This is a genomic window from Agrobacterium rosae (genome assembly GCF_002915175.1).
Lineage (GTDB): Bacteria > Pseudomonadota > Alphaproteobacteria > Rhizobiales > Rhizobiaceae > Agrobacterium > Agrobacterium rosae.
Genome location: NZ_NXEJ01000005.1, coordinates 145,178 through 171,381, shown reverse-complemented (window position 1 = coordinate 171,381; position 26,204 = coordinate 145,178). Strand labels below are relative to the sequence as shown.

23 protein-coding genes are annotated in these 26,204 nt (G+C 58.0%); 8 read left to right on the top strand and 15 right to left on the bottom strand.

The window, feature by feature from the left end; all coding sequences use genetic code 11:
- Window positions 1–32 precede the first annotated feature (32 nt).
- Window positions 33–1,088, top strand: a complete 1,056-nt coding sequence (locus tag CPJ18_RS10725; protein WP_103658163.1) for a sugar phosphate isomerase/epimerase family protein — start codon at window positions 33–35, stop codon at window positions 1,086–1,088.
- 15 nt (window positions 1,089–1,103) lie between these two features.
- Window positions 1,104–2,291 (top strand): Gfo/Idh/MocA family protein, encoded by a 1,188-nt coding sequence (locus CPJ18_RS10720; protein WP_103658161.1) that lies wholly within the window; start codon window positions 1,104–1,106, stop codon window positions 2,289–2,291.
- A gap of 253 nt (window positions 2,292–2,544) precedes the next feature.
- Here the strand turns inward: CPJ18_RS10720 and CPJ18_RS10710 are convergent, their stop codons facing one another.
- The 7 genes from CPJ18_RS10710 to CPJ18_RS10680 form a co-directional block, all read right to left on the bottom strand.
- Window positions 2,545–2,727, bottom strand: a complete 183-nt coding sequence (locus CPJ18_RS10710; protein ID WP_103658159.1) for a hypothetical protein — start codon at window positions 2,725–2,727, stop codon at window positions 2,545–2,547.
- A 173-nt stretch (window positions 2,728–2,900) separates the two neighbouring features.
- The gene (locus CPJ18_RS10705) at window positions 2,901–4,010 is read right to left on the bottom strand and encodes a pyridoxal-phosphate-dependent aminotransferase family protein (RefSeq protein ID WP_103658157.1); all 1,110 of its coding nucleotides are present in this window, start codon (window positions 4,008–4,010) and stop codon (window positions 2,901–2,903) included.
- Window positions 3,997–4,797 (bottom strand): ABC transporter ATP-binding protein, encoded by an 801-nt coding sequence (locus CPJ18_RS10700; RefSeq protein WP_103658155.1) that lies wholly within the window; start codon window positions 4,795–4,797, stop codon window positions 3,997–3,999. Before CPJ18_RS10700 ends, CPJ18_RS10705 begins: the two co-directional genes overlap by 14 nt.
- Window positions 4,794–5,600: an ABC transporter ATP-binding protein gene (locus tag CPJ18_RS10695; RefSeq protein WP_103658154.1), complete on the bottom strand. Its 807-nt coding sequence runs from the start codon at window positions 5,598–5,600 to the stop codon at window positions 4,794–4,796. The genes CPJ18_RS10700 and CPJ18_RS10695 overlap by 4 nt, the downstream gene beginning before the upstream one ends.
- Window positions 5,597–6,424 carry an ABC transporter permease gene (locus CPJ18_RS10690; protein WP_103658152.1) on the bottom strand — a complete coding sequence of 276 codons (828 nt, stop codon included), beginning with the start codon at window positions 6,422–6,424 and terminating at the stop codon, window positions 5,597–5,599. The genes CPJ18_RS10695 and CPJ18_RS10690 overlap by 4 nt, the downstream gene beginning before the upstream one ends.
- A complete protein-coding gene (locus CPJ18_RS10685; RefSeq protein ID WP_103658150.1) occupies window positions 6,424–7,410 on the bottom strand; it encodes an ABC transporter permease in 987 nt (328 codons plus the stop codon). The genes CPJ18_RS10690 and CPJ18_RS10685 overlap by 1 nt, the downstream gene beginning before the upstream one ends.
- A gap of 3 nt (window positions 7,411–7,413) precedes the next feature.
- Entirely contained in the window at window positions 7,414–9,024 is a 1,611-nt protein-coding gene (locus CPJ18_RS10680) for an ABC transporter substrate-binding protein (protein ID WP_103658148.1), read from the bottom strand.
- Window positions 9,025–9,381: 357 nt separating this feature from the next.
- Here CPJ18_RS10680 and CPJ18_RS10675 point away from each other — a divergent pair, with 357 nt between their 5' ends.
- Window positions 9,382–9,978 (top strand): hypothetical protein, encoded by a 597-nt coding sequence (locus CPJ18_RS10675; protein ID WP_103658146.1) that lies wholly within the window; start codon window positions 9,382–9,384, stop codon window positions 9,976–9,978.
- Window positions 9,979–10,028: 50 nt separating this feature from the next.
- On the opposite strand, the gene CPJ18_RS10670 is transcribed toward CPJ18_RS10675, so the two are convergent.
- The 4 genes from CPJ18_RS10670 to secA form a co-directional block, all read right to left on the bottom strand.
- Entirely contained in the window at window positions 10,029–11,300 is a 1,272-nt protein-coding gene (locus CPJ18_RS10670; protein ID WP_103658145.1) for a GNAT family N-acetyltransferase, read from the bottom strand.
- Between the two features lie 223 nt (window positions 11,301–11,523).
- Window positions 11,524–12,411: a DMT family transporter gene (locus tag CPJ18_RS10665; RefSeq protein WP_103658143.1), complete on the bottom strand. Its 888-nt coding sequence runs from the start codon at window positions 12,409–12,411 to the stop codon at window positions 11,524–11,526.
- Between the two features lie 172 nt (window positions 12,412–12,583).
- Window positions 12,584–12,919 carry a hypothetical protein gene (locus tag CPJ18_RS10660; RefSeq protein ID WP_077103294.1) on the bottom strand — a complete coding sequence of 112 codons (336 nt, stop codon included), beginning with the start codon at window positions 12,917–12,919 and terminating at the stop codon, window positions 12,584–12,586.
- Window positions 12,920–13,101: 182 nt separating this feature from the next.
- Entirely contained in the window at window positions 13,102–15,816 is a 2,715-nt protein-coding gene (secA, locus tag CPJ18_RS10655; RefSeq protein ID WP_103658141.1) for a preprotein translocase subunit SecA, read from the bottom strand.
- Window positions 15,817–16,059: 243 nt separating this feature from the next.
- Here secA and CPJ18_RS10650 point away from each other — a divergent pair, with 243 nt between their 5' ends.
- From CPJ18_RS10650 to CPJ18_RS10630, 5 genes are all read left to right on the top strand, one after another.
- Window positions 16,060–16,929, top strand: a complete 870-nt coding sequence (locus tag CPJ18_RS10650; RefSeq protein ID WP_077103298.1) for a peptidylprolyl isomerase — start codon at window positions 16,060–16,062, stop codon at window positions 16,927–16,929.
- A gap of 79 nt (window positions 16,930–17,008) precedes the next feature.
- Entirely contained in the window at window positions 17,009–18,250 is a 1,242-nt protein-coding gene (gene argJ / locus CPJ18_RS10645) for a bifunctional glutamate N-acetyltransferase/amino-acid acetyltransferase ArgJ (RefSeq protein ID WP_103658139.1), read from the top strand.
- A gap of 3 nt (window positions 18,251–18,253) precedes the next feature.
- Window positions 18,254–19,039 (top strand): GNAT family N-acetyltransferase, encoded by a 786-nt coding sequence (locus CPJ18_RS10640; protein ID WP_407026483.1) that lies wholly within the window; start codon window positions 18,254–18,256, stop codon window positions 19,037–19,039.
- Window positions 19,039–19,452 carry an 8-oxo-dGTP diphosphatase MutT gene (mutT, locus tag CPJ18_RS10635; RefSeq protein ID WP_103658137.1) on the top strand — a complete coding sequence of 138 codons (414 nt, stop codon included), beginning with the start codon at window positions 19,039–19,041 and terminating at the stop codon, window positions 19,450–19,452. The genes CPJ18_RS10640 and mutT overlap by 1 nt, the downstream gene beginning before the upstream one ends.
- A 132-nt stretch (window positions 19,453–19,584) precedes the next feature.
- Window positions 19,585–19,905 carry a hypothetical protein gene (locus CPJ18_RS10630; RefSeq protein WP_077103304.1) on the top strand — a complete coding sequence of 107 codons (321 nt, stop codon included), beginning with the start codon at window positions 19,585–19,587 and terminating at the stop codon, window positions 19,903–19,905.
- Window positions 19,906–20,190: 285 nt separating this feature from the next.
- On the opposite strand, the gene CPJ18_RS10625 is transcribed toward CPJ18_RS10630, so the two are convergent.
- The 4 genes from CPJ18_RS10625 to CPJ18_RS10610 all read right to left on the bottom strand — a co-directional run bounded on the left by CPJ18_RS10625 (window position 20,191) and on the right by CPJ18_RS10610 (window position 26,140).
- Window positions 20,191–23,328: an efflux RND transporter permease subunit gene (locus CPJ18_RS10625; RefSeq protein WP_103658135.1), complete on the bottom strand. Its 3,138-nt coding sequence runs from the start codon at window positions 23,326–23,328 to the stop codon at window positions 20,191–20,193.
- A 9-nt stretch (window positions 23,329–23,337) separates the two neighbouring features.
- Window positions 23,338–24,477, bottom strand: coding sequence for an efflux RND transporter periplasmic adaptor subunit (locus CPJ18_RS10620; RefSeq protein WP_245445390.1), 1,140 nt, complete (start codon window positions 24,475–24,477; stop codon window positions 23,338–23,340).
- Between the two features lie 73 nt (window positions 24,478–24,550).
- Window positions 24,551–25,108, bottom strand: coding sequence for a TetR/AcrR family transcriptional regulator (locus CPJ18_RS10615; RefSeq protein ID WP_103658133.1), 558 nt, complete (start codon window positions 25,106–25,108; stop codon window positions 24,551–24,553).
- Between the two features lie 90 nt (window positions 25,109–25,198).
- On the bottom strand, window positions 25,199–26,140 hold the full coding sequence (locus tag CPJ18_RS10610) for a hydrogen peroxide-inducible genes activator (protein WP_103658131.1): 942 nt from the start codon (window positions 26,138–26,140) through the stop codon (window positions 25,199–25,201).
- Window positions 26,141–26,204: the final 64 nt, after the last annotated feature.

The window sequence follows — 26,204 nt, the reverse complement described above, 5'->3', positions numbered from 1 at the left end:
GCTGAACTGTATCGATGCAGGAGGAGTAATTCATGAAGACGATCAAGGGGCCGGGACTTTTCCTCGGTCAGTTTGCGGGCGATGCTGCACCGTTCAATACGTGGGACGGCATTACCAAGTGGGCGGCGGAGAAGGGTTATCTCGGCGTGCAGGTTCCAACTTGGGCCGGACAGTTGATAGACCTGAAAAAAGCAGCCGAATCCAAGGATTATTGCGACGAGTTCGCCGGTGTCGCGCGCCAGAACGGCGTTGAGGTGACCGAGCTCTCCACCCATCTGCAAGGCCAGCTGGTGGCAGTGCATCCAGCCTATGACGAAGCCTTTGACGGTTTTGCCGCACCTGAAGTGCGTGGCAACCCGAAAGCACGTCAGGAATGGGCGGTGGAGCAGGTCAAGCTTGCGCTCAAGGCATCACGCAATCTGGGCATCAATGCCCATGCGACCTTCTCCGGCGCACTCGCATGGCCGTTCATCTATCCATGGCCGCAGCGCCCTGCCGGTCTGGTGGAAGCCGCGTTTGACGAGCTTGCCAAACGCTGGACGCCAATCCTCGATTATGCCGATGAGCAGGGCGTTGACGTCTGCTACGAAATTCACCCCGGCGAAGACCTGCATGACGGCGTAACCTTCGAGATGTTCCTGGAGCGCGTGAAGAACCATAGCCGTGCCAACATGCTCTACGACCCCTCGCATTACGTGCTGCAGTGCCTGGATTATCTCGACAATATCGACATCTACAAAGACCGCATCAAGATGTTCCACGTCAAGGATGCCGAGTTCAACCCGACGGGTCGCCAGGGCGTTTATGGCGGCTATCAGGGCTGGGTCGAGCGGGCTGGACGCTTCCGCTCGTTGGGCGACGGGCAGGTGGATTTCGGCGCGGTCTTCTCGAAAATGGCCGCCAATGATTTCGATGGCTGGGCCGTGGTTGAATGGGAATGCGCGCTGAAGCACCCGGAAGACGGTGCTGCCGAAGGCTCCGAATTCGTCAAGGCGCATATCATTCGCGTCACCGAAAAAGCCTTCGACGACTTCGCATCATCAGGCACGGACGATGCCGCCAACCGCCGCATGCTCGGCCTTTCATAAATCCGAGGAAACAAAATGACGATCGAAGGAAAGACAACCGATAAGGCCAATGCGCGCATTCGCCTCGGCATGGTGGGCGGTGGCTCCGGCGCGTTCATCGGCGGTGTGCACCGCATGGCGGCGCGGCTGGACAACCGGTTTGAGCTGGTGGCGGGGGCGCTGTCCTCGACACCGGAGAAGTCCCAGGCATCCGGTCTGGAACTGGGTCTGGACGAAGACCGCTGCTATGGCTCTTTCGAAGAGATGGCGGAAAAGGAAGCAGCACGACCGGATGGCATTCAGGCTGTTTCCATCGTCACGCCCAACCATGTGCACTACCCGGCGGCGAAAGCTTTTCTGGAACGCGGCATCCATGTCATCTGCGACAAGCCGCTGACCTCCAATCTGGAGGATGCCAAGAAGCTGAAAGCGGTTGCCGATAAGGCTGATGCCCTGTTCGTGCTGACGCATAATTACACTGGCTACCCCATGGCGCGCCATGCGCGCGAACTGGTGGAAACTGGCGAGTTGGGTGATATCCGCCTGGTGCAGATGGAATATCCGCAGGACTGGCTGGCGGAACCCGTCGAGCAGACCGGTGCCAAGCAGGCCGTGTGGCGCACCGACCCCGCCCAATCCGGCGCAGGTGGCTCTACCGGTGATATCGGCACGCATGCTTACAATCTCGGCTGCTTCATTTCCGGGCTCGAGGCCGAAGAGCTTGCGGCGGATGTGCATACGTTCGTAGAGGGACGTCGTCTTGACGATAACGCTCACGTCATGCTGCGCTTCAAGGCCAAGGATGGCAAAGCACCCGCCAAGGGTCTGCTTTGGTGCAGTCAGGTGGCTGTGGGCAATGAAAACGGCCTGAAGGTGCGCGTCTACGGCACCAAGGCTGGCATCGAGTGGACGCAGGCCGACCCGAACTATCTGTGGTTCACCAAGCTGGGCGAGCCCAAGCAACTGATCACCCGTGGTGGTGCAGGAGCCGGAGCGGCCGCGGCCCGCGTCAGCCGCATTCCATCTGGTCACCCTGAAGGTTACCTCGAAGCTTTCGCGACGATCTACACGGAAGCCGCTAATGCCATCGAGGCGCGGCGTGGTGGTACTGCGTTGGATAAGGCTGTGGCTTATCCCACCATCGATGATGGTGTGAAAGGCGTCGCTTTTGTCGAGGCATGCATCGCTTCGTCCAAGCAGAATGGCGGTTGGGTGAAGTTGTGATCTCGGCGTGACGGTGGTTGGGTCACAGTTACGGTTCGGGACGGAGGGTACGGCTTACCCCCCCTCTGCCCTGCCGGGCATCTCCCCCTCAAGGGGGGAGATTAGCAAGACGCCAGCTAGTCGCCTTATTCGCATCGCTTGATACTACCGGGGGCTCCCCCGCGATTCGATCTCCCCCCTTGAGTGGGAGATGCCCGGCAGGGCAGAGGGGGGTGAGCCACACACGCTGCCCTTACCTACTTAATGAAGCTCCCTAAATCACCGGATACAGCGACCAGAAGAACAACTCATGTTCCTGATCCCGGTCGTGCTGCTCGGAATCATCCTTGCTTTTGGGTTCCGAGTTAAAGCCGCTTTCGCGTTTCAGCTTTTCTTCCTGCGCCTTGCGACCGAGACCGAACAGGTCGAAGGAGAGCATATTAAAGCCAGCTACCATTTTGTCCCTCATTGTCACAATATTTAACGAGGTGTAAATATTCGCGCGTTGCCACGATTTCGTCAAGATTGCTGAGGGAATTAGTCTGTTACTGATGTGGGGACGTTTGAGAGATTCATTTCTGGAATCTGCTAATTTGCAGAGCTTCATTCCTTGGTAATAACACAGCAGTTTTAAAGCGGCGCGGCTGAGCGGTAGATTTCAGTGGCGATTTCGAGAGTCTTTTCGAGATCGTTTGCATGGCCGTTAGCATCCAGTGCCTGCGAAAATGCTGTGAGGTTTGCCAGCACCGCCTCTTCAGTTGCGCGTTGGCCAGTATGGTTGAGGCGAACGAGGCGTTCGGTGCCGGGGCCGACGCCTGCCGTTATATCAGCACCAGCAATATTTCGACGCGACAGAAATGTCTGTCGGTCTATGTCGGGCGGCAGAACGGCGGTGGTGACGAGGGCCGATGAAAGTGGGTTCGGCACCCATAGCTGTGCACCCAGCGCCAGAAGTCCGGCCCGCGTGGCCTGTCGCGCCAATTGATGCCGCTTTTGCACTTGCCCGATGCCCTCAGCTTCGACCCTGTCGAGCGCGGCTTGCAGCGCGAAGAATTCCAGCGGAGCGGGCGTGCCGGGCAGAGCGTGGCGGCCCAGATCGAGCCATTGTTCCTTCTGATCGAGCAGGGAGAGCATGGAGATGCGCGGCGCTTTGTCGTGTTGCAACAGGGTCCAGGCTTTTTTGCTGACTGATATAGCCGAGAGCCCAGCTGTTCCCGCCAACGCTTTCTGCGGTCCGATGACGGCAATATCGATGCCGAGACTGTCCACGTCCAGCGCATGGCCGCCGACGGAGGCGACGGTATCGACAATGGTGAGAATGCCACGTTCTCTGGCCAGTGCCGAGATCTCTTCCAGCGGGTTGAGAATGCCGCTTGCCGATTCCGCGTGAACGAGGGACAGGATGTGGATATCAGGGTGACGTTCAAGCCCGGCTTTGACGGCCTCCAGCGTAATAGGTTGCGCAGCCGGTGCAGTGAGATTGATGACATCGGCGCCACCCTTTGCCAGCCAGTTTCCAAACCACGTTCCATAGGGGCTGGTGACGATGTTGAGCGCTTTCAGGCCGGGATGCGCAAGACTGGTTGCCACGGCTTCCAGCGCCAGAACCGCCTCCGCCTGGATCAGCAGCACATCGTTTTTCGTGCCCATAAGTGCGCCCAGCCGATCTGCCAGAACGGCATAATTTTCTGCCGGAAAGGTGGGAATATCGAGCAGATGGCTCCAGTCACGGTTGGGCACGGTCGGGCTCCTCTTTGTTGCGCAGGGTCTGCGTTGCCGCGATCAGGCGTTGCGCGGTCTCAGATTGTGGGGCGGAAACGATGCGTTGCGTTTCACCATACTCGACGATGCTGCCCGCCTCCATGATGGCGACCCGGTGGCAAACGGCGCGGATGACGGCAATGTCGTGGGAGACGAACAGGCAGGCAAGGCCGGTTTGCCTTTGAATGGAAACGAGCAATTCAAGAATTTGTGCGCGTACGGAAACATCGAGCGCGGATACGGCTTCATCCATCACCAGAAGCGCTGGCTGCGTGCTGAGCGCACGCGCGATTGCCACGCGCTGGCGCTGGCCGCCGGAGAGTTCCAGCACGGGACGGCTGGCGAAATCGCCCGGCAGACCGACGCGCTCCAGCAAGCCTGCAATTTCGGCAGGGCGATCTTTCGGTGGCGTGATGTGGTGGATGCGCAGCGGCTCATCGATCACTGTTGCGACCGTGGAACGCGGGTTGAAGGCGGCATGGGTATCCTGAAACACCATCTGCATGTGCCGCCTTGCGTGGCGAAGCGGCTGGCCGGAGAGGGCGCGCCAGTTCTGGTCTTGAAAACGGATGCTACCTGCATCCGGTTCGGTCAACCGCATGACCAAGCGGGCCAGCGATGACTTGCCGCAGCCGGAAGGCCCGGCCAACCCCAGCGTTTCACCTTGGGCAAGGGAGAAGGACACGTCGCGCACGGCGTGGGTGATACGACCTTGCGTGGTGTACGTCTTGGATAATCCTTCAACCGAGAGAAGCTGTGTCATCACGACACGCTCTCTATCAGCCGGGGGGTGGAGAGATCTAGATGGGCGGCGATCAGGCGCTTCGTATAGGCGTTTGCCGGGTTCGAAAGGACGTAGGCGGCTTTGCCCGCTTCGACCAGCTTGCCGGATTTCAGAACCGCGATATCGTCTGCCAGCGATGAGGCCAGCGCTATGTCGTGCGTGATAAAAATCAGCGTCATGCCGTTTTCGCTCACCAACCTGTCGAGAAGCCTGGTTATGGCAGCCTGTGTGATGGTGTCGAGTGCGCTTGTCGCTTCATCGGCGATGAGGAGTTTAGGACGAGCAGAGATGGCGCAAGCGATGGCGACACGCTGGCGTTGGCCGCCGGAAAGCTGGTGCGGGTAGGCTTTCAGCAGGGAAGAAGGATGCGGCAACTGCACCTGCTCTAGGAGATCACGGGCATGGGCGAGCGCTTCCTTCCACGAGAGGCTAAGGTGGCGAACGGCACCTTCTGCGACCTGTTCGCCAAGGGTGAGAACCGGATTGAGGCTGGCACCGGGGTCCTGGAAGACATAGCCGATATCACGCCCGGCGCGGGGAAAGGCGGCATCGGTTTCCACCGCCGAACCTGGGTTCCAGATGACTCTGCCGGACGTTGCTACATTGGCTGGCAAGAGACCGGCCAACCGCCGCGCAAGGGTACTTTTGCCAGAGCCGCTTTCGCCGATAATGGCGAGGCGACGATGGCGCGAGAGCGACAGGGACACTGTTTCGAGCGCAAGGTGGGTTGCACCGGCATAGGTGACAGAGAGGTTTTCAATGCGGCAGAGCGGTGGTTGGCTCATCGCTTCACCTCTGCCGCCAATGCCTTGTTTATGCCTTCGCCCAGCAGGTAAACGCCAAGAACCGTGACCACCAACCCGATACCGGGAATGATCGAAAGAAAAGGGGAGGAGCGCAGCACGTTGCGTCCCTCCGATATCATCGAACCCCAGGTGACGACATTGGGGTCTCCAAGGCCGAGAAACGACAGGGCCGCTTCGGTGAGAATGGCACCCGCGACGATGATGGCGGCCAGGGCGATGATGGGAGCGAGCGCATTGGGCAGGATTTGACGAAAGGCTATTTCCAGCGGATGCATGCCGATGGCGCGGGCGGATGCGACGTAATCGCGCTCACGGATGGACAGAACCTGTGCCCGCGTCAGCCGCGCCGGATCAGCCCACGCACCCAGCGCAATGGCGAGAATGACGACCGGGATCGATGCGCCGATGGTGCTGACGAAGGCGAGCGCCAGCAGGAAGCTCGGCACGATCTGAAAGGCATCGGTGACGCGCATCAGGGCTTCATCGATGAGGCCGCCTGCAAATCCGGCAAGCGTACCCATGACAGCACCGATGACCAGAGCTGCTGCTGCCGCACTGATGCCGACGGCCAGCGAGACGCGCGCGCCGTGGAAAAGGCCAGCCAGCACATCCCGACCTAGGCTGTCCGTGCCAAAGGGTAGCGTCGGGTTTGTGAAGGGCGCGATGAGCGGTGCGCCGACAATCGTCAGCGGGTCTTTCGGAAAGAGGAAAGGTGCAGCGATGCCAGCTGCGGCGATGATGAGAAGAACGAGAAGGCCGATTAGGCCTTCCGGGCTGCGGGGGATTTGCCGGAGAATATGCATCAGCTTGCCTCCTGCGCACCGATGCGCGGATCGAGGAGGGCATAGAGCAGATCGACGGTGAGATTGACGAGGATGACGAAAACAGCGCTGGTCAGGATGATGCCCATCAACAACGGCGTGTCGCGTCCGCTCACCGCTTCCTGCGCCAGTCTGCCGAAACCGGGTACGGCAAAAACGCTTTCGATGACGACACTGCCGCCCAGCATGGCTGCTGACTGCAGACCTAGAACGGTAACGAGCGAAAGAGCCGCATTGCGCGCGACGTGCCGCAAGACGATGCGGGCATGTGACAGGCCTTTGGAGCGGGCGAAGGTGACGAAATCCAGCCGCCAGATATCGGCCATGGCGCTGCGCATGACGCGTAGAAACAGAGCCAGATAAATCAGACCGAGACTAGCAACGGGAAGCACGAGATGGCGCGCGATATCCACGGCGCGCGCAACCCCTTCCTTGCCGGATGCGATTGTCTCGATGCCGGAGGTCGGCAGCCAGCGCAATTTGACGGAGAAGGCGATGACCAGTACCAGCCCCAGCCAGAAACCGGGCATGGCGTAAAGCGCCAGGGACACGGTCGACAGCGCCCGGTCCTGCACGCTGCCTGGCTTGGCACCTGCGATGATGCCCAGTGCCGAGCCGAGCGCAAAGGAAAGGACGGTGGCGCTGCCCATCAACAACAGCGTGTTGGGAAGCCGCTCCACAATGAGCGACAGGACAGGGCGGTCGAAGGCGACGGACCAGCCCAGATCCAGCCGGGCGATGGAGGAGAGATAAAGCCACAGCCGTGCGAGCATGGACTGGTCCAGCCCGTATTGACCGCGCAATGTCTCCCGAAGAGCCGCATCGCCGCCGCCGATGGAGACGAGATAGGCATCGACGGCATCGCCAGACGCGTTTTCGAGCAGCAGGAACGTCAGCAGAAGCACGATGATCAGCACCGGGATGGCGCTGAACAATCTGCGGCGTAAAATGCGTGCTGCCCTTTTCAATATTTACCCCTGAACGGCGGTATCTGCCCAGTTGGAGACAGCCCAGCGCGGATTGGATGCCACGTTCTCAACGGTATCGCGCGCCACGGTGATGAAGCCCCATTCGGCGACGTTGATAAGCGGCAGGTCCTCAGTGACCTTCTTCTGGAACTCTTTGTAAAGCTCGGTGCGGGCCTTTTCATCGATAGTCTCGGCGGCCTTATCGATCAGCGCATCCAGCTCCTTGTTCTCATAGCCGCCCTGATTGGAGAAACCGACGCCGGCAGGTGTGCCTGACTTGACGAGGATGGTGGTCGAAATGGCAGGGTCACCCCGGAAGACAGGCGGTGCAACGGCGAGATCGAAGGCGTGATCCGTATAGACGGCCTTCTGATGCGCGGCGGAATCATTGTTGACGATCTCAGCCTTGATACCGATTTCCGCCAGCGCCTGACGCAGATAGGCCCCGAACTGCTTGGTCTCGTTGAAATAGGGTGCCGGCAGCAGCTTAAGCGAAAAGCGTGTGCCATCGGCATCGGGCTTGTAACCCGCCTCATCCAGGAGGGCATTGGCCTTGTCCACATCGAAGGGGTAGGTCTCGACGTCAGACGTGAAGAACTGCGGTGCGTTTTTGGGGACCGGACCGGTGGAGATGCTGGCGTAACCCAGGAAGACGGTGTCGACCACCAGCTTCTTGTCGATGGCGTGGGCGATGGCCTGGCGCACCTTTAGGTCGGCCAGTTCCTTGCGGCGATGGTTGATTTCCACCACCAGCTGATAGGTCAAAGCCTCATAGCCATCGGCGATGACCTTGAGGCCGGGTTCTTTGGCGATGCGGGCGAGATCAGACAGCGGAACGGCAGAGAAAGCGGCGAGCTGAATTTCTTCCGCCTCGAGTGCGGACGCAGCGCCTGCGCGATCCGGCAACACGCGGTAGATGATTTCATCCAGCTTCGGCGCGTCCTTGGCCCAATATTTATCGTAGCGCGTCAGGCGGTAATATTCGCCTAGCTTGTATTCCGCAAATACGAAGGGTCCGGTACCGACGGGTTTGGTATTGGCCGGATTGGTGGCGATATCCGTGCCTTCATAGAGATGTTTGGGAATGACACTGGTAACGACAGGCAAGGCATTGCGGATCAGCTGGAATGGTGTCGGCTTGGAAAAGCGCAAGATCGCGGTGTGGTCATCAGGCGTATCGACCGTTTCCAAATTGGCGAAAACGAGACGCCCCAGATTCTGGAGAGGCTTCCACACAGACAGTGCCGAGAAGGCGACGTCTGCGGAGGTGAATGGCTTGCCATCATGCCATGTCACGCCTTCGCGCAGCTTGAAGGTGGCACTCAGGCCATCATCAGACCCTTGCCAACTGGTGGCAAGGCGCGGCTCCAGCCCAACCTTGCCCTTGAAGGACGCTTCCGCCAAGGGCTCGATGATCTTGCTGGAAATGTAGAAAACGCCGTTGGATGCAACGATGGCGGGGTTGAGGTTCTTCGGCTCCGAATCCGCTGCCACCACGAGACGCCCGCCTGTACTCGCAGCCCATGCAACGTCGGCACGCACAAGCGTCGTCGACGCCGCCAAAAGGGCCGCTGTCTTGATGAGGGAACGTCGGGAAAACGGGGTGAGGGACATGGCAGACTCCGGAAAGAAACGGCTGTCGAGACGCCGCAAGGTGCACTGTAAAGCTTCGTGAAGCCCAGTGTCCACGAGAATTCAAAGACTGGACAGCAAAGATTTACGCATGCCTTGCATTCAGCCGGATCATTCTTGCAAGCCATTGATGATAAGAGGAAATCTTTACCCACTGGCTCGGTCAACCTACAGCCAACGTCTCTTATTGGGGCAAAGCATCGACTTCGTGTCGCTAAATATTAGTTATCTCTAAATATCACTCTTTTTTATTAAAGAAAAATCTTATATATTATTTTTTCCAGTGGGTTAGAGCGAGAGACAAAGTCCAACACAACCCACGAGAAGGAGGAGAGAGCCATGAGAAAAATAACATCTTCTTTATTCATCACCGCATGTCTGGTCTTGCCGTTTGATGCACAGGCATTGGACGTGAGTGTAGGCGGCGTGAGTGCCAGTGTCGGTGGCAATGATAGTGGTGGTGTGAGTGCCAGCGCCTCTGTGGGTGGAAGTGGCGGCGTCAACGCCGGTGCCGATGTCGGCGGACGAAGCGGCGGCGGTCTTGGTGCTGACGTCAACGCGTCTGTTGGCGGAAGCAATGGCATCAATGCCAATACCAGCGCCAGCGTTGGTGGGCGGAGTGGCGTCAATGCCGATGTCAACGCATCCGTGGGCGGACGAAGCGGCCTGAATGCCAATGCCACTGTCGGCGCTGCTGCCACATCCGGCGTCGGAGTGGGTGTTGGCGTGGGCATCGGCACACCGGGCGTTCCCGGTGGACCTATCAACCCCGGTACGCTCCCTCCAGGTGCCGTGCGCGAAGCCATCAACTCCTATAATAACATGTCACGGTCCGAGCAGATGCGACTGGCGAAACGTTGCGTCGATATTCTGGGAGGTGGATATGATGCGGCACTGACGCAACTGTGCCGAATAATCCGGACAGCGTCACGCTGATATCATCATTTACGATAAAAGGGGTGTTCGCACCCCTTTTTTATGACCGATCAACTGCCCTTGCGACCAAGAGACATGATCCGCTCGCGCAGGACTTTGGCCAGATTTCGCGTATTACGGTACATATGAACCTGGCCCGCGACCTGCCGAACATCGCGGTCGCTGTTTTGCGAAAGGCCGATGACGAGCGTGCCCATCTCAGACTTTTCGCTCCAGAAACCATCGAGATCGCGGTCTTCATCGGCACCACAGCTGTCCGTGCGCAGAATATTGGCATCATCAAGATGCCACTCCGTCAATCGTTGCATCAACAACCGGTCGATAGAGTGGCGGGAATGATCCTCGCTGGCTGCGAGCTTCCAGACATAGGCCTCACCCATGGTGATGAACACCACGGCCGACGCAACGGCCGCACCATTGAGGTTAAGCGTGTGGATGCGGACGGCGTCTATTTCAGCCAGATTGGTGATGGCCTCACGGGCAAAAGCCGCGCGATATCTATCGCTGACCAGAGCCGAGCGTTTGCGGCCTTTGGAACCGCTGGCCTCGAGCGCCAGAAACTCCTCTGTTCGCAACCTGATGTCCTGCGGCTGTCTTGCGACATCATAGGTCAGTGCACCAATGGCTTCCAGATTTTGCCACTGTGCCTTCAGTTCCTGCAAATGCGCCAGTGGCAAGGTGTTTTTGAGATAAAGGCCAGCATCGACCTTACTTTCCAGCATCATGCGGTGATGAGATTCGGAGGTTGCCAAAGGCAGGTTGCGGCTCAGCGCTATCGCCTTGATCATGCGCACGAATGCCCCGTCCAGCCGCAGCTGTGGTAGAACCAGGACTTCCGGCAGGCGCAATTCGGGTTGCGACAACGCATCGAGCAAATTGTCGATGGTCTCAGCTGCACCTTCCGCATCCACAAGAGGCGTGCCCAAAGGACCAAAGGGGTTGGCCCATGCGCGCAAGATGGACGGACCGACGGAAAAGCCAGGCTTTTCCACGGTAAACGGCATGAGAAAGCGCATGCGGCTGCGCGCACCGTTTTCGTCGCGCATCAGGGCAAACCGCACCGAGCGTTCGTCCACGCGCGGCATCGCCGGTGCCAGAAGCTTGCCGGTGAAAAAGATGTTCGGCTCCATGACCCGGTTGGACAGGAAATCGAGTTCTTCCTGAAGATCGTAGCCTAGCTGTGCCGGATATATACAGAACTCACGTCCGGAGCGACCGACACGCAGGCTGCTATCCGCAGCGGGGCGATCCGAAGCCGTTTTTGCCAGGAGCATCGCAAAACGGTCATCGCGCATATCTGGGTCGTTGGGATCGCTTGCCATTCCGCTCTTATAACCGTCTTTCTCGTGCGCTCGATGACAATGTAGTCGCCGGAAGCAGCATTTTTAATGGGGGCACGACTTTTTAGCGAGCACCGATCGTTACCATGTTCGCGGTTGATTGCCCCGCACTATTTCAATCATACATCGAAACGTTAACAATGTTGAGAGTATTGCCGTCACTAAATATGCGTGAGTTCTTAATGGCGATTGCTTGGGAATTGGCTCACGGCAAAAGGGGTGTCACTCTACGTTTCGGATACAGTCCAAGGACCAAAGCGCAACCTGCTATGATGATGGCAGCGCCAAGGAATTGTATGTGTGAAAGCGGTTCATCCAGTACCACTGCACCAACGATGACCGCGATTACAGTGACCACAAACTCCACACTGATTGTTTTGGTTGCGCCGATAAGAGAAACCAGCCGGAAATAGGTGACGTAGGTCAGGGCGCTCATGATGATGGCGAGGCCGAAGAGATAAGCGAAGTCTCCAAGGCTTGGTGTGCCGGGAATGGGCACCACCACCAGAAACGGCAGTGTTATGATGCCGCCCGCCAGAAATGAGCCGATTGTGATCTCCCACGATCCTGAACCTTTGAGGTGGCGGCTTGCATAGTTGCTGCCGAACGCTGCGCAAATGCAGCCGAGAAGGCAAGCGACGCAGCCGATGACGAATGCAGTGGTGACAGGCACCGCAGGAAAGCCGACAAGAATGATAATGCCGCTAAAGCCAAGGGCCATGCCGAGAAGGCTTTGCGGCGATATCTTTTCAAGCCCCCAAACCTGGCCAATCAGCATGGAGAACAGTGGAATACTGGCGACGAGGATGGCGGCCATGGCTGTGCCAATGACCGGCGTCGCATAGGACAGTCCGATGAGCTGCCCTGCGACGGTGGTGGCACCAACGGCCGCAAATGCGCGCCAGCCTGCGCTGAAATCCAGCTTTCGGCGCGAAACGCGCGCGACGATCAGAAGCGTGAAGCTTGCAATGAAGCACCGCAACGTGACTGCGCCCACCCAGCCGAATGCGGCAACGGCATGCAACACCAACAGGAACGATAATCCCCACGCAATGGCGAGAAAGAGATAGGCGGCCAATTCCGAGTGCTTCATGGCGTTATGTCTCAGCAATCGCAGAGGAAAGCCAACGGTTACGAGAGGTTACGCGTACCGTCAAATGAATTTTAGTGGTTGCTTTCCCTGTAGGGTCTGGCCGTTCCACACATTCCCGTGAGATATTTCGGGCGCGTGAGATGCTTCGGCCAGACAACGCAGGTGGCGTCGATCACTCTTCGATGGTGTATTCGCCAAGCTCGCAAAGGTTCTGCGTGTCGGTCGTCGTGTCTAGGTCGTTACTGCCCTGAAATTCGAAGCGCATATCGTATTTGCAGACATCACGGCCATCGGCGATGGTGATCTCGATGCTTTCGCCGGGGTTGAGGGTCTGGTTGCCGAAAACATCGCCTTCCCAGCTGCGCTGGCCAACGGGTGATGTGAAGAAGTGGGTCAGCACCGAGTTGGTGCCGTTCTTCAGCTCGAATGTCAGGTCTTCGGCGAGAACGGGTGTCGCGACGGTGAAGATGGCAATGGCAGCTATCAATGCAGATTTGAAATTTGTCATGAGGGTGTCCGCCCGGTTTGAGGTACAGACACGTCTTAGGAAGAAAATCGTGAGCGGTTAAGAGCGGATCGCTAGATGTACCCGACCATTTTTGGCCGCCGATTTCGATTATTAGCCAAACAAAAACGGCCCGCGGAGAAATTCCGCGAGCCGTTTCATTTATGGGTCTTTTGAAGCCGGACTCAGGCTTGTTCGAAAATTCCGTGGCAATGCTTGTACTTCTTGCCGGAGCCGCATGGGCAGGCTTCGTTACGGCCGATTTTGCCCCATGTGGCAGGATTGTTCGGATTACGCTGTTCCGGCGGGACGAAGGCAACCGATGTGTCCTGGTCGTGGCTGGCAAACTCATCTTCGCCGGTGATCGGGTCGAGATGATGGGCCGTCATTTCCGGCAATTCAGGCTGAGGCGGATCGCGTACCAGCTCCACCCGCATCAACTGCGCCGTGACTTCTTCACGCAGGTTGGATAGCAGCGCCTGGAATAGCTCGAAGGCTTCTGCCTTGTATTCCTGCAATGGATCACGCTGGGCATAACCACGGAAACCGACGACGGAGCGCAGGTGATCGAGGTTGACGATGTGTTCGCGCCACAGGTGGTCGATGGTCTGAAGGATGACCGAACGCTCGACATAGACCATCACGTCAGGCCCGAAACGCTCAGCCTTGTCGGCCATGGTCTTGTCGGCGGCATCCGTCACGCGTTGCATGATGTCGTCTTCGGCGATGCCTTCTTCCTTGGCCCATTCATCGACGGGAAGATCAAGGTTGAGGAAACGTTCGACCCCGGCCTTCAGGCCAGCAATGTCCCACTGTTCTGCATAGGCATTTTCGGGAACATGTTTGGTGACGAGAGCTTCGATGACCTCATTGCGCATGTCGGCTGCGGTTTCACTGATGTTTTCCGCTTCCATCAGTTCCAGGCGCTGGTCGAAGATAACCTTGCGCTGGTCGTTGAGAACGTCGTCATACTTCAGGAGGTTCTTACGGGTTTCGAAGTTGCGGGCTTCGACCTTTTTCTGGGCACGTTCCAGAGCCTTGTTGATCCAAGGATGGACGATGGCTTCGCCTTCCTTGAGACCCAGCTTCTGCAACATCGAATCCATACGGTCGGAGCCGAAGATGCGCATCAGGTCATCCTGAAGCGACAGGTAGAATTTCGAGCGGCCCGGGTCACCCTGACGGCCGGAACGACCGCGCAGCTGGTTGTCGATACGGCGGCTTTCGTGACGCTCGGTCGCGATGACGAAAAGACCACCGGCAGCCAGCGCCCGGTCCTTCAAGACCTTGATCTCTTCACGGATTTTTCGTTCCGTGGCATCACGCTCTTCGCCAGGCTCGACACCTTCAAGCTCACGCTCGAGACGCATATCGACGTTGCCGCCGAGCTGAATGTCGGTACCGCGACCAGCCATGTTGGTGGCGATGGTAACAGCGCCGGGCACACCGGCCTGCGATACGATATAGGCTTCCTGCTCGTGATAACGGGCGTTCAGAACCTGGAAGTTCTCAAAGCCGGTCTGGCGCAGCATGGTTGCCAGAAGTTCGGACTTTTCGATCGAGGTCGTGCCGACCAGAACCGGCTGGTCGCGCTCATGGGCGGCCTTGATCTGTTCGATGATCGCCTTGAACTTCTCTTCGCCGGTCCGGTAGACTTCATCGTCTTCATCGATACGCTGGATCGGCAGGTTCGTCGGAACCTCGATGACATCGAGACCATAGATGTTGTTGAATTCTTCCGCTTCGGTCGAGGCCGTACCGGTCATGCCGGCGAGCTTCTTGTACATGCGGAAATAATTCTGAAAGGTGACGGAAGACAGCGTCTGGTTTTCCGGCTGGATCTGAACCTTTTCCTTGGCTTCCAGCGCCTGATGCTGACCTTCGGAATAACGGCGACCGGGCATCATACGACCGGTGAATTCGTCGATGATGACGATTTCATCGTTGCGGACGATGTAGTCCTTGTCACGCTGGAACAGCTTGTGAGCCTTCAGCGCGTTGTTGATGTGGTGAACGATGGCGACGTTTTCGATGTCGTAGAGCGATTCGCCCTTGAGAAGGCCAGCGTCACGCAGCAGGTTTTCGAGTTTTTCGGTGCCATCTTCGGAGAAGTTGGCCGAACGCTGCTTCTCGTCGATCTCGTAATCTTCCGGCGACAACATCGGAATGAAGGCATCGATGGTGTTGTAGAGATCTGAACGGTCATCCAGCGGACCGGAGATGATGAGCGGGGTGCGCGCCTCATCCACCAAAATCGAGTCGACTTCGTCGACGATAGCGTAGTGGTGGCCACGCTGCACCATCTGCGGCTTGTCGTATTTCATGTTGTCGCGCAGATAATCGAAGCCTAGCTCGTTATTCGTCGCGTAGGTGATGTCGCAGGCGTAGGCTTCGCGGCGCTGGTCATCATCAAGACCGTGTACGATGACGCCGGTGGTAAGGCCGAGGAAATTGTAGAGGCGCGCCATGGTGGCTGCGTCGCGCTGGGCGAGATAATCGTTGACAGTAACGACGTGGACGCCCTTGCCCTCAAGGGCATTCAGGTAAACGGCGAGCGTCGCTACCAGCGTTTTACCTTCACCGGTCTTCATTTCCGAGATGTCGCCGGAGTGAAGAATCATCGCGCCGGTCAACTGAACGTCGAAGGGACGCATGCCCAGAACGCGGCGGGAGGCTTCACGCGCCACCGCGAAGGCAGGAACGAGAAGGCTGTCGAGCGATTTTCCCTCGGCGAGCTGCGCACGGAATTCAACCGTTTTTGCCGCCAGCGCCTCATCGGAGAGGGCTTTCATTTCCTCTTCGAGTGCGCTGATGGCACCGATATTGCTACGATAGGAGCGAACGCGGCGATCGTTTGCCGAGCCGAACAACTTGCGGGCGATTCCGCCGAGACTGACCATCTTAGTGGCCCTTTCTGAAATTCCGTTTTTTCCAGGGGCGTGGAGGTCTGGCACTGCAATAAAACACAAATGACAGACTAGACCCTGAAACGTATCTGGACGCGAGGTTACGCGACAGATAAGAGGGGGGGCAAATGATGTCAACGGTTCTGCCCGTTACAGAATGGCCACATTCCGGTGTTTGGAAGTTTTTTCAGCCGGAAAACCACGTCTGGAGCCGGCATTGTCTCCGAAAGGTTTAATATGTTGCGCTATAATAGAATTGCGGCTGCTGTGATCGTGGCCACCCTTGGTCTTCAGTTTCCCGCTTTCGCGCAGGAAGATGCCGTCGTCGCAAAGGTCGGCGATCTGGAAATCCGCCAGTCCGAACTCGATCTTGCCATGAGCAATCTCGATCCGCAGCTTGCACAGCTTCCTGACGAACAGAAGAAAGTCGCTGCTCTCTCAGGCGCCATCGACGTCAAGCTTCTGGTGAAGGACGCGACTGCCGAAGGTCTGGAAAAGACCGAAGACTTCAAGAAGCGTCTCGCTTTCATCACTGATCGCGAACTGCACAACGCATACTTCCGCAAGCATGTGGTTGATGCCGTGACCAATGAAGAGGTCAAGGCACGCTACGAGAAGGAAGTGGCCGCGCTTCCAAAGGAAGATGAAATCAAGGCTGCCCACATTCTGGTTGCGACCGAAGAGGAAGCCAAGGACGTGATCAAGCAGCTGGACGCTGGCAAGGATTTTGCAGCGCTGGCAAAAGAAAAGTCGACCGATTCCAACAAGGATGACGGCGGCGATCTCGGCTGGTTCGGCAAGGGCCGCATGGTTCCTGAATTCGAAGAGGCTGCTTTCGCTCTCGAAAAGGGTGCCTACACAAAGACCCCGGTCAAGTCGCAGTTCGGCTTCCATGTCATCAAGCTGGAAGACAAGCGCGTTGCACCGCCACCAGCCTATGATCAAGTCGAAGCACAGGTCCGTCAGCTCGTCATGCGCGACAAGTATGTTGCCCTGATCGAAAAGGCCAAGGCCGAGCAGAAGATCGACATTCCCGATGAGGCAATGCGCAAGGCTTACGACGAAGCCAGCAAGCAGCAGGCCGCCGAGCCACCTGCACAGCAGTAATTCTCCGCAATTTACGGGGCGGCGATGAGCCGCCCCGTTTTCATTTTATCTCGTCCCGAAAAATGCAGGTTCCCCGCCAATGTCCGCTGCCGTTTCACCGCTCGCTCCCAAATCCTATCCAGACATGCCAGCCCTTCGCGGTGTGCGAATGGCGACGGCCGCCGCCGGTATCAAATACAAGAACCGCACCGACGTTCTGTTGATGGTATTCGATGAGCCAGCCAGCGTTGCGGGCGTTTTCACGAAATCGAAATGCCCATCCGCCCCGGTCGATTTCTGCCGTGCCAATCTGGCGCAGGGCGTTGCGCGCGCCGTGGTCGTCAATTCCGGCAACGCCAATGCCTTTACCGGCGTCAAGGGCCGCGCCGCGACCGAGTTGACGGGAAAATCCGCAGCCGAGGCCGTGGGCTGTGCAGCAAACGAAGTGTTCCTCGCCTCCACCGGCGTCATCGGCGAACCGCTCGACGCCACCAAGTTTGCAGGCGTTCTCGGCCAGATGAACACGGACGCCAAGGGCGACTTCTGGCAGGAGGCCGCCAAGGCCATCATGACCACGGATACCTATCCGAAGGTCGCAACACGCACAGCCGAGATCGGCGGTGTCACCGTTACGATCAACGGTATCGCCAAGGGTGCCGGCATGATCGCGCCTGACATGGCGACGATGCTGTCCTTCGTCGTGACCGATGCGGATATTGCACCCGCTGCCTTGCAGGCATTGCTGGCCGCAGGCGTTGGCCCAACGTTCAATTCGGTGACTGTCGATAGCGATACCTCCACCTCCGATACGCTGATGCTGTTTGCAACGGGTGCGGCCCGTGCAGACGGACAGGCGCGAATCGAGACGGCTGAAGATGCCAAGCTCGGATCGTTCCGTGAGGCATTGAACGATCTGTTGAAAGACCTTGCGCTGCAGGTCGTTCGCGATGGCGAAGGCGCGCGCAAGATGGTCGAAATCACCGTGACTGGTGCCGAAAACGATGCGGCAGCCAAGAAGATCGCCCTGTCCATCGCCAACTCGCCGCTGGTCAAGACGGCGGTCGCAGGTGAGGACGCCAACTGGGGACGTGTGGTCATGGCCGTTGGTAAGTCCGGCGAAATGGCGGACCGCGATCGTCTGGCAATCTGGTTCGGCCATGTGCGCGTTGCCGTCAATGGCGAGCGTGACGCGGATTATTCCGAGGCTGAAGCCACTGCTGTCATGAAAAAACAGGACATCCCGGTCAAGGTCGATATCGGTCTGGGCAATGGCACGGCAACCGTGTGGACCTGCGACTTGACCAAGGAATATGTCGAAATCAACGGCGATTATCGGAGCTGACCGGTGGGGCCTAACGATATCCAGAACGCGTCCGTCAATCTTCCGCTCGTCCGGCGTCTCGAAGCCGTCAGCTTCCGCGCATGGCCAGCATCGTCCGTGATCTATGACGGCAGCTGGCAGATAAGGCTGACGGGGTCGCATCCGTCCAAGCGTATCAATTGCGTGGTACCGCTCGATCCATCTGATTACGGCAATTGCAGTCTTCGTCTGGAAAAGGCGCGCAAACGCTTCGAAGATTTCGGGCGTCCGCTGATCGTGCGTGAAACGACGCTGATGCCACCGCAACTGCGCGAGCACCTGCTGGCGGATGGCTGGAGCGTGTTCGAAGACGTAGACGTCATGACCGCAGACCTTGTCGATGCCGAGCTCCCGGAAACCATGGCGCATCTTCCAACCCACGATATCGGGCGCTTTGTCGAAGCCAGCCTTAAGATCAGCAGCGAAGACCCGGCTTTGCGGTCCCCCATTGCCGAGATTGTCAGCTCCATCAAGCCGACGCTTGGGCTGTTCATCAAGGAAGAGGTCGAAGGCGAACCGCTGGCGACCGTCATTTGCGTGCAGGATAACGACCTTGCCGGCATCTTGTCGCTGGATGTGGATCCGTCGATCCGGCGAAAAGGGACGGCAACGGAAATTCTGACGTCGGCGCTTCGCTGGTCGCGGATCAGCGGCGCGAAAACCGCGTGGCTTCAGGTGGTATCCACCAATCGGCCGGCCATTGGCCTTTATGAGAAATTCGGCTTTTCCACAGCCTATACCTATCGCTATTGGCGCAAGGACGCGGAGTGATGGCTGACGCTGGGCGAAACATCCTTCTCGTCGCGGCCTGCGCACTCATCGATAGCGATGGCAGAATTCTGCTGGCGCAACGGCCAGAAGGCAAATCGCTGGCCGGTTTGTGGGAGTTTCCGGGCGGTAAGGTCGAAAGCGGCGAAACGCCGGAGGAAACTCTGGTTCGGGAGCTAGAAGAAGAGCTTGGCATCAAGACCAAGATCGCCTGTCTCGCTCCGCTGACTTTTGCCAGCCACACCTATGAGACATTTCACCTTCTGATGCCGCTTTACGTCTGCCGTCGTTACGAAGGTATCCCGCGCGGGGCCGAGGGGCAGGCGATCAAATGGGTGAAGCCGCAGGCTTTGCGAGACTACCCCATGCCGCCGGCCGATGAGCCGCTGATCCCCTATCTTCAGGACCTGCTGTAAACAATACCGTGAATAAAGGCTTCCAAGGGCCTGCATCGTCTCAAAACGGGGCGCTATTAACCAATCGTTTATCACCCTCTGGCAAATTAAAAGACTGAACAATTGGTAAATGGCGCGTAGCGAGGCCTTGGTATGAACGAGGATTTTTGGAAGACAGTGGAGGGACGCCGGTCCTATTCTGAAAAATCGCGCAAAATTGGCGTTGTGAATGTCGCTCTGCTCTTTGGTATGGTGGCGATTGCGCTGTCGCTGATCGTCACCCCCATGCTGGCAGGCAAGACGCCTCCCGCCCGCTTCGCCCAGACGCCCGACAGTTTCGACATGATCAGCACCGGCTCGATCAATCGTGTCGAACCGGCCAAGAAATCCTACAGCATCCGCCGCAGTGTTACCCAGCCCATGCCGGGTTCGGTTTGTATCGTTGATGGTTATGCCAACGGTCGGGACTGCTGATTTTCGAAAGCTGACGTGCGGTCGTTGGCGCTACCTTCCCTCATTCCTGTGCTCGTCACAGGAATCCAGCCAGACCAAGTCTTTGGGCTGAAAAGAGTCATTCCGCCGCGCAGACGCGCGGCGACTGGATTCCTGTGACAAGCACAGGAATGAGGGCGAACATGCGGGGTCTCAACAATCCTTACCCGGGCATACCGCGAGAGCATTCGAGGACCACTAAATTATCGGCGAGCGGTCTCCCATATAAAAACGCCGCAGATACTATCTGCGGCGTTTTCGTTTCAATCAGTGCTGGACCGTTGCAGGCTCTTCCTGCGGCGTCTCCACCTCCGGCCGTTTCGTGCGCATCAATTTCAGAACGAAGACGAAGAATGCCGGGACGAAGAAGACCGCAAGGATCGTTGCTGAGATCATGCCGCCGAGAACGCCGGTACCGATGGCGTTCTGGCTGGCAGCACTTGGACCCGTGGCAATGGCCAGCGGCACCACGCCAAGCGTGAAGGCCAGCGAGGTCATGATGATCGGCCGGAAACGTACCTTTGCAGCCAGGACTGCGGATTCCAACAGGGTTTTTCCTTCCGCATAATAGTCCTTGGCAAACTCCACGATAAGGATCGCGTTTTTCGCTGAGAGACCGATGATCGCGATCAGGCCCACCTTGAAGTAGATGTCGTTGGGCATATCCCGAAGAAGGACCGCCAGCACGGAGCCGATGACACCAAGGGGTACGACCAGCATCACCGCAAGCGGGATGGACCAGCTTTCATAGAGACCTGCCAGCAGCAGGAACACGAAAAGAATGCTGAGGCTGAACAGGAACGGTGCCTGCGAGCCGGACTTGATCTCTTCCAGAGCCTGACCAGTCCACTCGTAGCCGATGCCGGCCGGAAGTTCTGAGGCGAGGCGTTCCATCTCGGTAATAGCCGCACCCGTCGAGTTTCCCGGCGCAGGCGCACCCGAAATACGGATGGTCGGATACCCATTGTAGCCGACGACCTGCGGAGAACCTTTCTGCCATTGCGCGATGGCAAATGAGCTGAGAGGCACCATGCCGCCGCTGGCATTACGTACGTTCAGCTTCAACAGATCCTCGACCTGAAGACGGTCACGGTCCTGCGCCTGAACGACGACGCGCTGCATGCGTCCGGCGTTCGGGAAGTCGTTAATGTAGGACGATCCGAGATTGGCGGTAATGGTGTTGTTGATATCGGCGAAGGTAACGCCGAACGTGTTGGCTTTCTCGCGGTCGATCACCAGCATGATCTGCGCGGCATCCGGCAGGCCTTCGATGCGCATTCCGGCCAGAACCGGGCTTTTGCCTGCTTTCTGCATCAACTCGCCAGCCGCAGCCGAAAGAGCGGCCTGGCCGATGCCATTGCGGTCTTGCAAGCGGAAGGAGAAGCCGCCGGATGTACCGAAGCCTTCGATGGGCGGTGGTGAAAGAGCAAATGTCGTCGCGTCTTTCAGGCCAAACAGCTTCATGTTGGCGCGGTTGGCGATGTCCTGCGCCGAATTATCGGCCCCACGTTCGCTCCAGTCCTTGAGCGTGATGAAGGCCAGCGCTGCATTGGCACCGTTGCCGGAGAAGCTGAAGCCCTGAATGGCAACGACATCCTTGACCGAAGGTTCGTCCTTGAAGATTTTTTCGATCTGCTCGATGGACGCCACGGTGCGGTTTGCACTGGCTTCCGGCGGGCCCTGAATGTCGACGATCAGGAAGCCCTGATCCTCATCCGGCACGAAGGCGCTGGGAAGGCTGACGAAGAGATAGCCGAGACCGGCGACCAGCGCGAGGTAGATGACCATCATTCGCCCCGCACGACGGGCACCGCCCGTTGCCGCCTTGGTGTAGCCGTTTGTCAGGCCATCGAACTTCCTGTTGAACCAGCCGCCCAAACCGCGCTTTTCCTGGTGGCCCTGCTTGATGGGCTTGAGGAACGTGGCGCAAAGAGCCGGTGTCAAAGACAATGCGAGGAAGGCGGAGAACAGAATGGACACGACCATCGTCAAGCTGAACTGACGATAGATGATGCCGGTCGATCCGGGGAAGAAGGCCATGGGTATGAACACGCAGGCCAGAACCAGCGTGATGCCGAGAATGGCGCCGGTGATCTGCTTCATGGCTTTTTGCGTTGCTGCCTTCGGCGACAAGCCTTCTTCGGCCATGATGCGCTCGACGTTCTCAACGACGACGATGGCATCATCCACCAGAATACCGATGGCGAGAACCATGGCGAACATGGTCAGAACGTTGATGGAAAACCCGGTGGCATACATAACCGCGCACGTGCCCAGCAGCGCCACCGGCACGACCAGCGTGGGAATGACCGTGTAGCGGAAATTCTGCAGGAACACGAACATCACGATGAAGACGAGAACGATGGCCTCGACCAGCGTGTGCAACACTTTTTCGATTGATGCCGAAACGAAGGGGCTGGTGTCATAGGGAACGGCATAGGCGACGCCGCTTGGGAAGAAGCGCGACAGTTCCTCCAGTTTTGCCGAGACCGCTTTCGAGGTCGCAACAGCGTTGCCGGTGGAGGAAAGCTGAATGCCGACGGCCGCACTGGCCTGTCCGTTCAGGCGGCTGGAGAAGTTGTAGGTCTCCGCGCCAAGCTCGATGCGGGCGACGTCTTTCAGTCGCACGCTGCTGCCATCCGGGTTGGCGCGCAGCACGATATTGCCGAATTCCGCAGGGTCGGTCAGTTGTCCCTTGACGAGGACGGTGGCAGTCAAATCCTGACTGACGGGGTTGGGTGCAGCACCGATCTGGCCCGCGGCAACCTGCGCATTTTGCGCGGTGATTGCGCTGTTGATATCACCAGCCGTGAGGTTGAGGCCAACCAGCTTGTCGGCATCGATCCACACGCGCATGGCACGTTGTGATGAGAACAGCTGGGCGCGACCGACACCTTCGATGCGGCGCAGTTCACCAAGGACGTTGCGGTTGAGATAGTCCCCCAGTGCCACCTCATCCATGGTGCCATCCGTCGAGGTCAGCGTGATGAACATGAGGAAGCCTGAGGCGGCTTCTTCCACCGTCACACCCTGTGCCGCAACGGCAGAAGGCAGACGTGCCTCGACACGGCGAATGGCGTTCTGCACATCGACCGAGGCCTGGTTGATATTGGTGCCAGCCTCGAATGTGGCGTTGATGGAGACCTGACCCGACGTATCGGAGGTGGACTCGAAATACATCAGCCCTTCGACGCCGTTCAACTCATCTTCGATGAGCCGGGTGACGCCCTGGTAGATATCCTGCGGCGAAGCGCCGGGATAGGTGGTGGAAATCGTCAGCTGCGGCGGCGCGACCTTGGGATATTGCGCAATCGGCAGAAACGGCAGGGCGATGATGCCCGCAATGGAAATAAACAGCGCAAAGACCCAGGCGAGGATCGGCCGTCTTATGAAGAGCTGTGCCATGAAAGGACCTTACTGCTTGGGTGCTTGCGCCGGTGTCTCGGCTGTTTTTTCCGGCTGCCATGGTTCCGGCTTTATCTTGCCACCGGGCTGGACCTTCTGGGCACCATCGACCACGACTTTGTCGCCGGCGGTCAAACCCTTTTCGACGACCCATTCGGTTTCAAGCGCCTGACCGAGTTCGATAGGGCGTGCCTCGGCTGTATCGCCGTTTACGACATAGACTAACGGTTTGCCGTCCGCATTGCGGATGATCGAACGTTGGGGAACGGTGACAGCGTTTTCACGAACCGCCTGCTCGATTCTGACCCGCACATACATGCCGGGTAGCAAATCGCGGCGGGCATTGGGGAACTCCGCCCGCAACGTGACCTGACCCGTGGTTGAATCCACGCTGGCGCTGGCAAACAGCAGACGACCGGCATCCGGATAGACGGAGCCATCATCGAAAACCAGTCGGACGCTGGCCTGGCCGGGAGCCGGGCTTGCCAGTTTCCCGTCATCGACAGCGCGTCTCAACGACATCATATCCTGCGCGGATTGGGTGAAGTCCGCGTAGCTGGGGTCGATCTGCTGGATCAAAGCGAGGTTCTGTGTGCCATCTGCCGTGACCAACGCGCCTTCGGTAACGAGCGCGCCGCCAATGATGCCGCTGATGGGGGCGCGGACTTCTGTGTAATCGAGGTTGATGCGCGCTTCATCCAACGCAGCCTGCTGAAGCGCAACATCGGCATCCGCCTGGGCGAGATTGACCGCTGCCGTATCGTAATCGATGCCTGTTGACACGTTGCGTTCACGCAGGTTTTTCTGGCGTTCCAGTTGCTGGCGCGCATTGCTTTGCGTTGCCTGGGCGCGCTGCAAGGAGGCCTCCGCGCTGGCGACGCGGACTTTGAACAGCCGTGGATCGATGCGGTAGAGGACATCGTCCTTCTGGACCAGCGTTCCCTGCTCGAACACGCGTTCCAACAATATGCCGGAAACGCGCGCACGAACCTCGGCAGTGCGTGTTGCGGCGATACGGCCTGGAAGCTCGTTGACCACAGGCACTGATTTTGCCGTCAGTTCCAGCACGCCGACCGCAGGCGGTGGCATCTGCATGCCTTCCTGCGCGTGAACAATCGTCGGTGCCGCCAGTACGAACGCGGCAGTCATCAAGGTTAGCAGTCGCGGCAGCGTGGTTCTGCTGTGCATCATATGTCCTCATCATATCACCCTCGGGTGATCGTCATGTTTCGTCGGGAAAGGTCGTGTAAATAGCGCGAATACCGTCGAGAATTGCCAGCCTTTCTGCTGGTTCCCATTGGTGGAAATTGAAATATTCTGTGCAGCAGAAGCCCGTCAGTGCCAGATAAGCGATCATGGCTGCTTTCGGTCGTTTGCCTTTTTCCATGGCAGCAAGATCCTTGCGGGTCCAGTCGCTCATGCGGTCGTGGATTTTCTCTTCGCTCGACATGGCCGCGCTGATGGCAAGGCAAACCGCTTTGTCGGTATCGTCAGGCACCTTTTCGGCCACCGCAATGCGACCAAACAATTCGGGGTGCGGCAGATGACTGCTGCCATTGATCGCGTCCTGCACGCGCTCTTCTTCTGCTGCAAGGCGTCTTTCGATCAGGGCTTCGAGCAAAGCGGACTTGGATTTGTGATCGTAGACGACACGTGATTTGCTGACGCCGGCTTCCTGCGCCACGGCGTCGATGGAAAAGCCGGTCGCGCCAGCACGCAGGACAACCCTTTCGGCGGCGTCGAGAATGTCATCCGTGCTGATTTTACGTGTTCTTGCCATAATGATTGGGTCCTGAAACTGGATTTTTAAATACGAACGTTCGTGTTTTAAAGCAAGTGTGAAACTATCACGATATTTTGTGTATTTAGATCAATGGCTTGTCGCTTCGATCAACGGTTTGCGAGCGTTATTCGTTTCCCGCATATTCGTCGTCGATGTGCGAATGACCTCTGAAATTTGAAGGAGTTGTTTGCCGATCGGTGTCGAACTGCGCCAGATCATGCCGATGGTTCTGACAGGGGCGGGGGCGTCGAAATGCGACACCGAGACATGGGCAGAGCGGGTTTCCATGGGAACCGCCATTTCCGGGATGAGCGTGACACCGATGCCGGCGCTGACCATCTGCACCAAGGTCGATAGTGAACTGCCTTCCATGACTTCTCTGGGCTGTGATGAGCCGACATTGCAAAAAGACAGAGCCTGATCACGGAAGCAATGGCCTTCTTCTAAGAGCAGCAACCGCATTTTGGGCAGTGCCGTGCGTTCAGGCACGGGTTTGCCGCCATCCTGATGCCGCCTGACCAGCACGAACTCCTCGTCGAAAAGCTTCGATTCGATGAGGGATGGTTCCGATATCGGGAGGGCCACGATGGCGAGGTCGAGATCGCCCTGTTTCAGTTCTTCGAGCAGTTTTGCGGTCTGCGTCTCACGGATCTGTATTTCGATACCGTCAAACGTTCTGTTCAGATCATTGATGATGGTGGGAAGCAGGTAAGGCGCTATGGTGGGAATGACGCCGATCCGAAGGCGCGACAAGAACGAGTTTTTCGACGCGCGCGCCAACTCCCCTAGTTCGTTCACATCGCGCAGGATTTCACGCACACGCAGGGCGAATGTCTCACCGAACGCGGTCAGTTTGACCTCTTTTGCGCCGCGTTCGAAGAGATCGTGTCCAACTTCCTGCTCCAGTTCCTTGATCTGCATGGAAAGCGCTGGCTGGGAAATGGCGCAAGCCTCAGCCGCAAGCCGAAAACGTTTGTGGCGCGCTAGCGCTTCGAAATAGCGGAGCTGCTTCAATGTCAGGTTCTTCATAAGCCAAGCTTATCGCATCAATCAGTAAATCCAACTTAAATTTATGGCAATGGGTCGTTAAAAG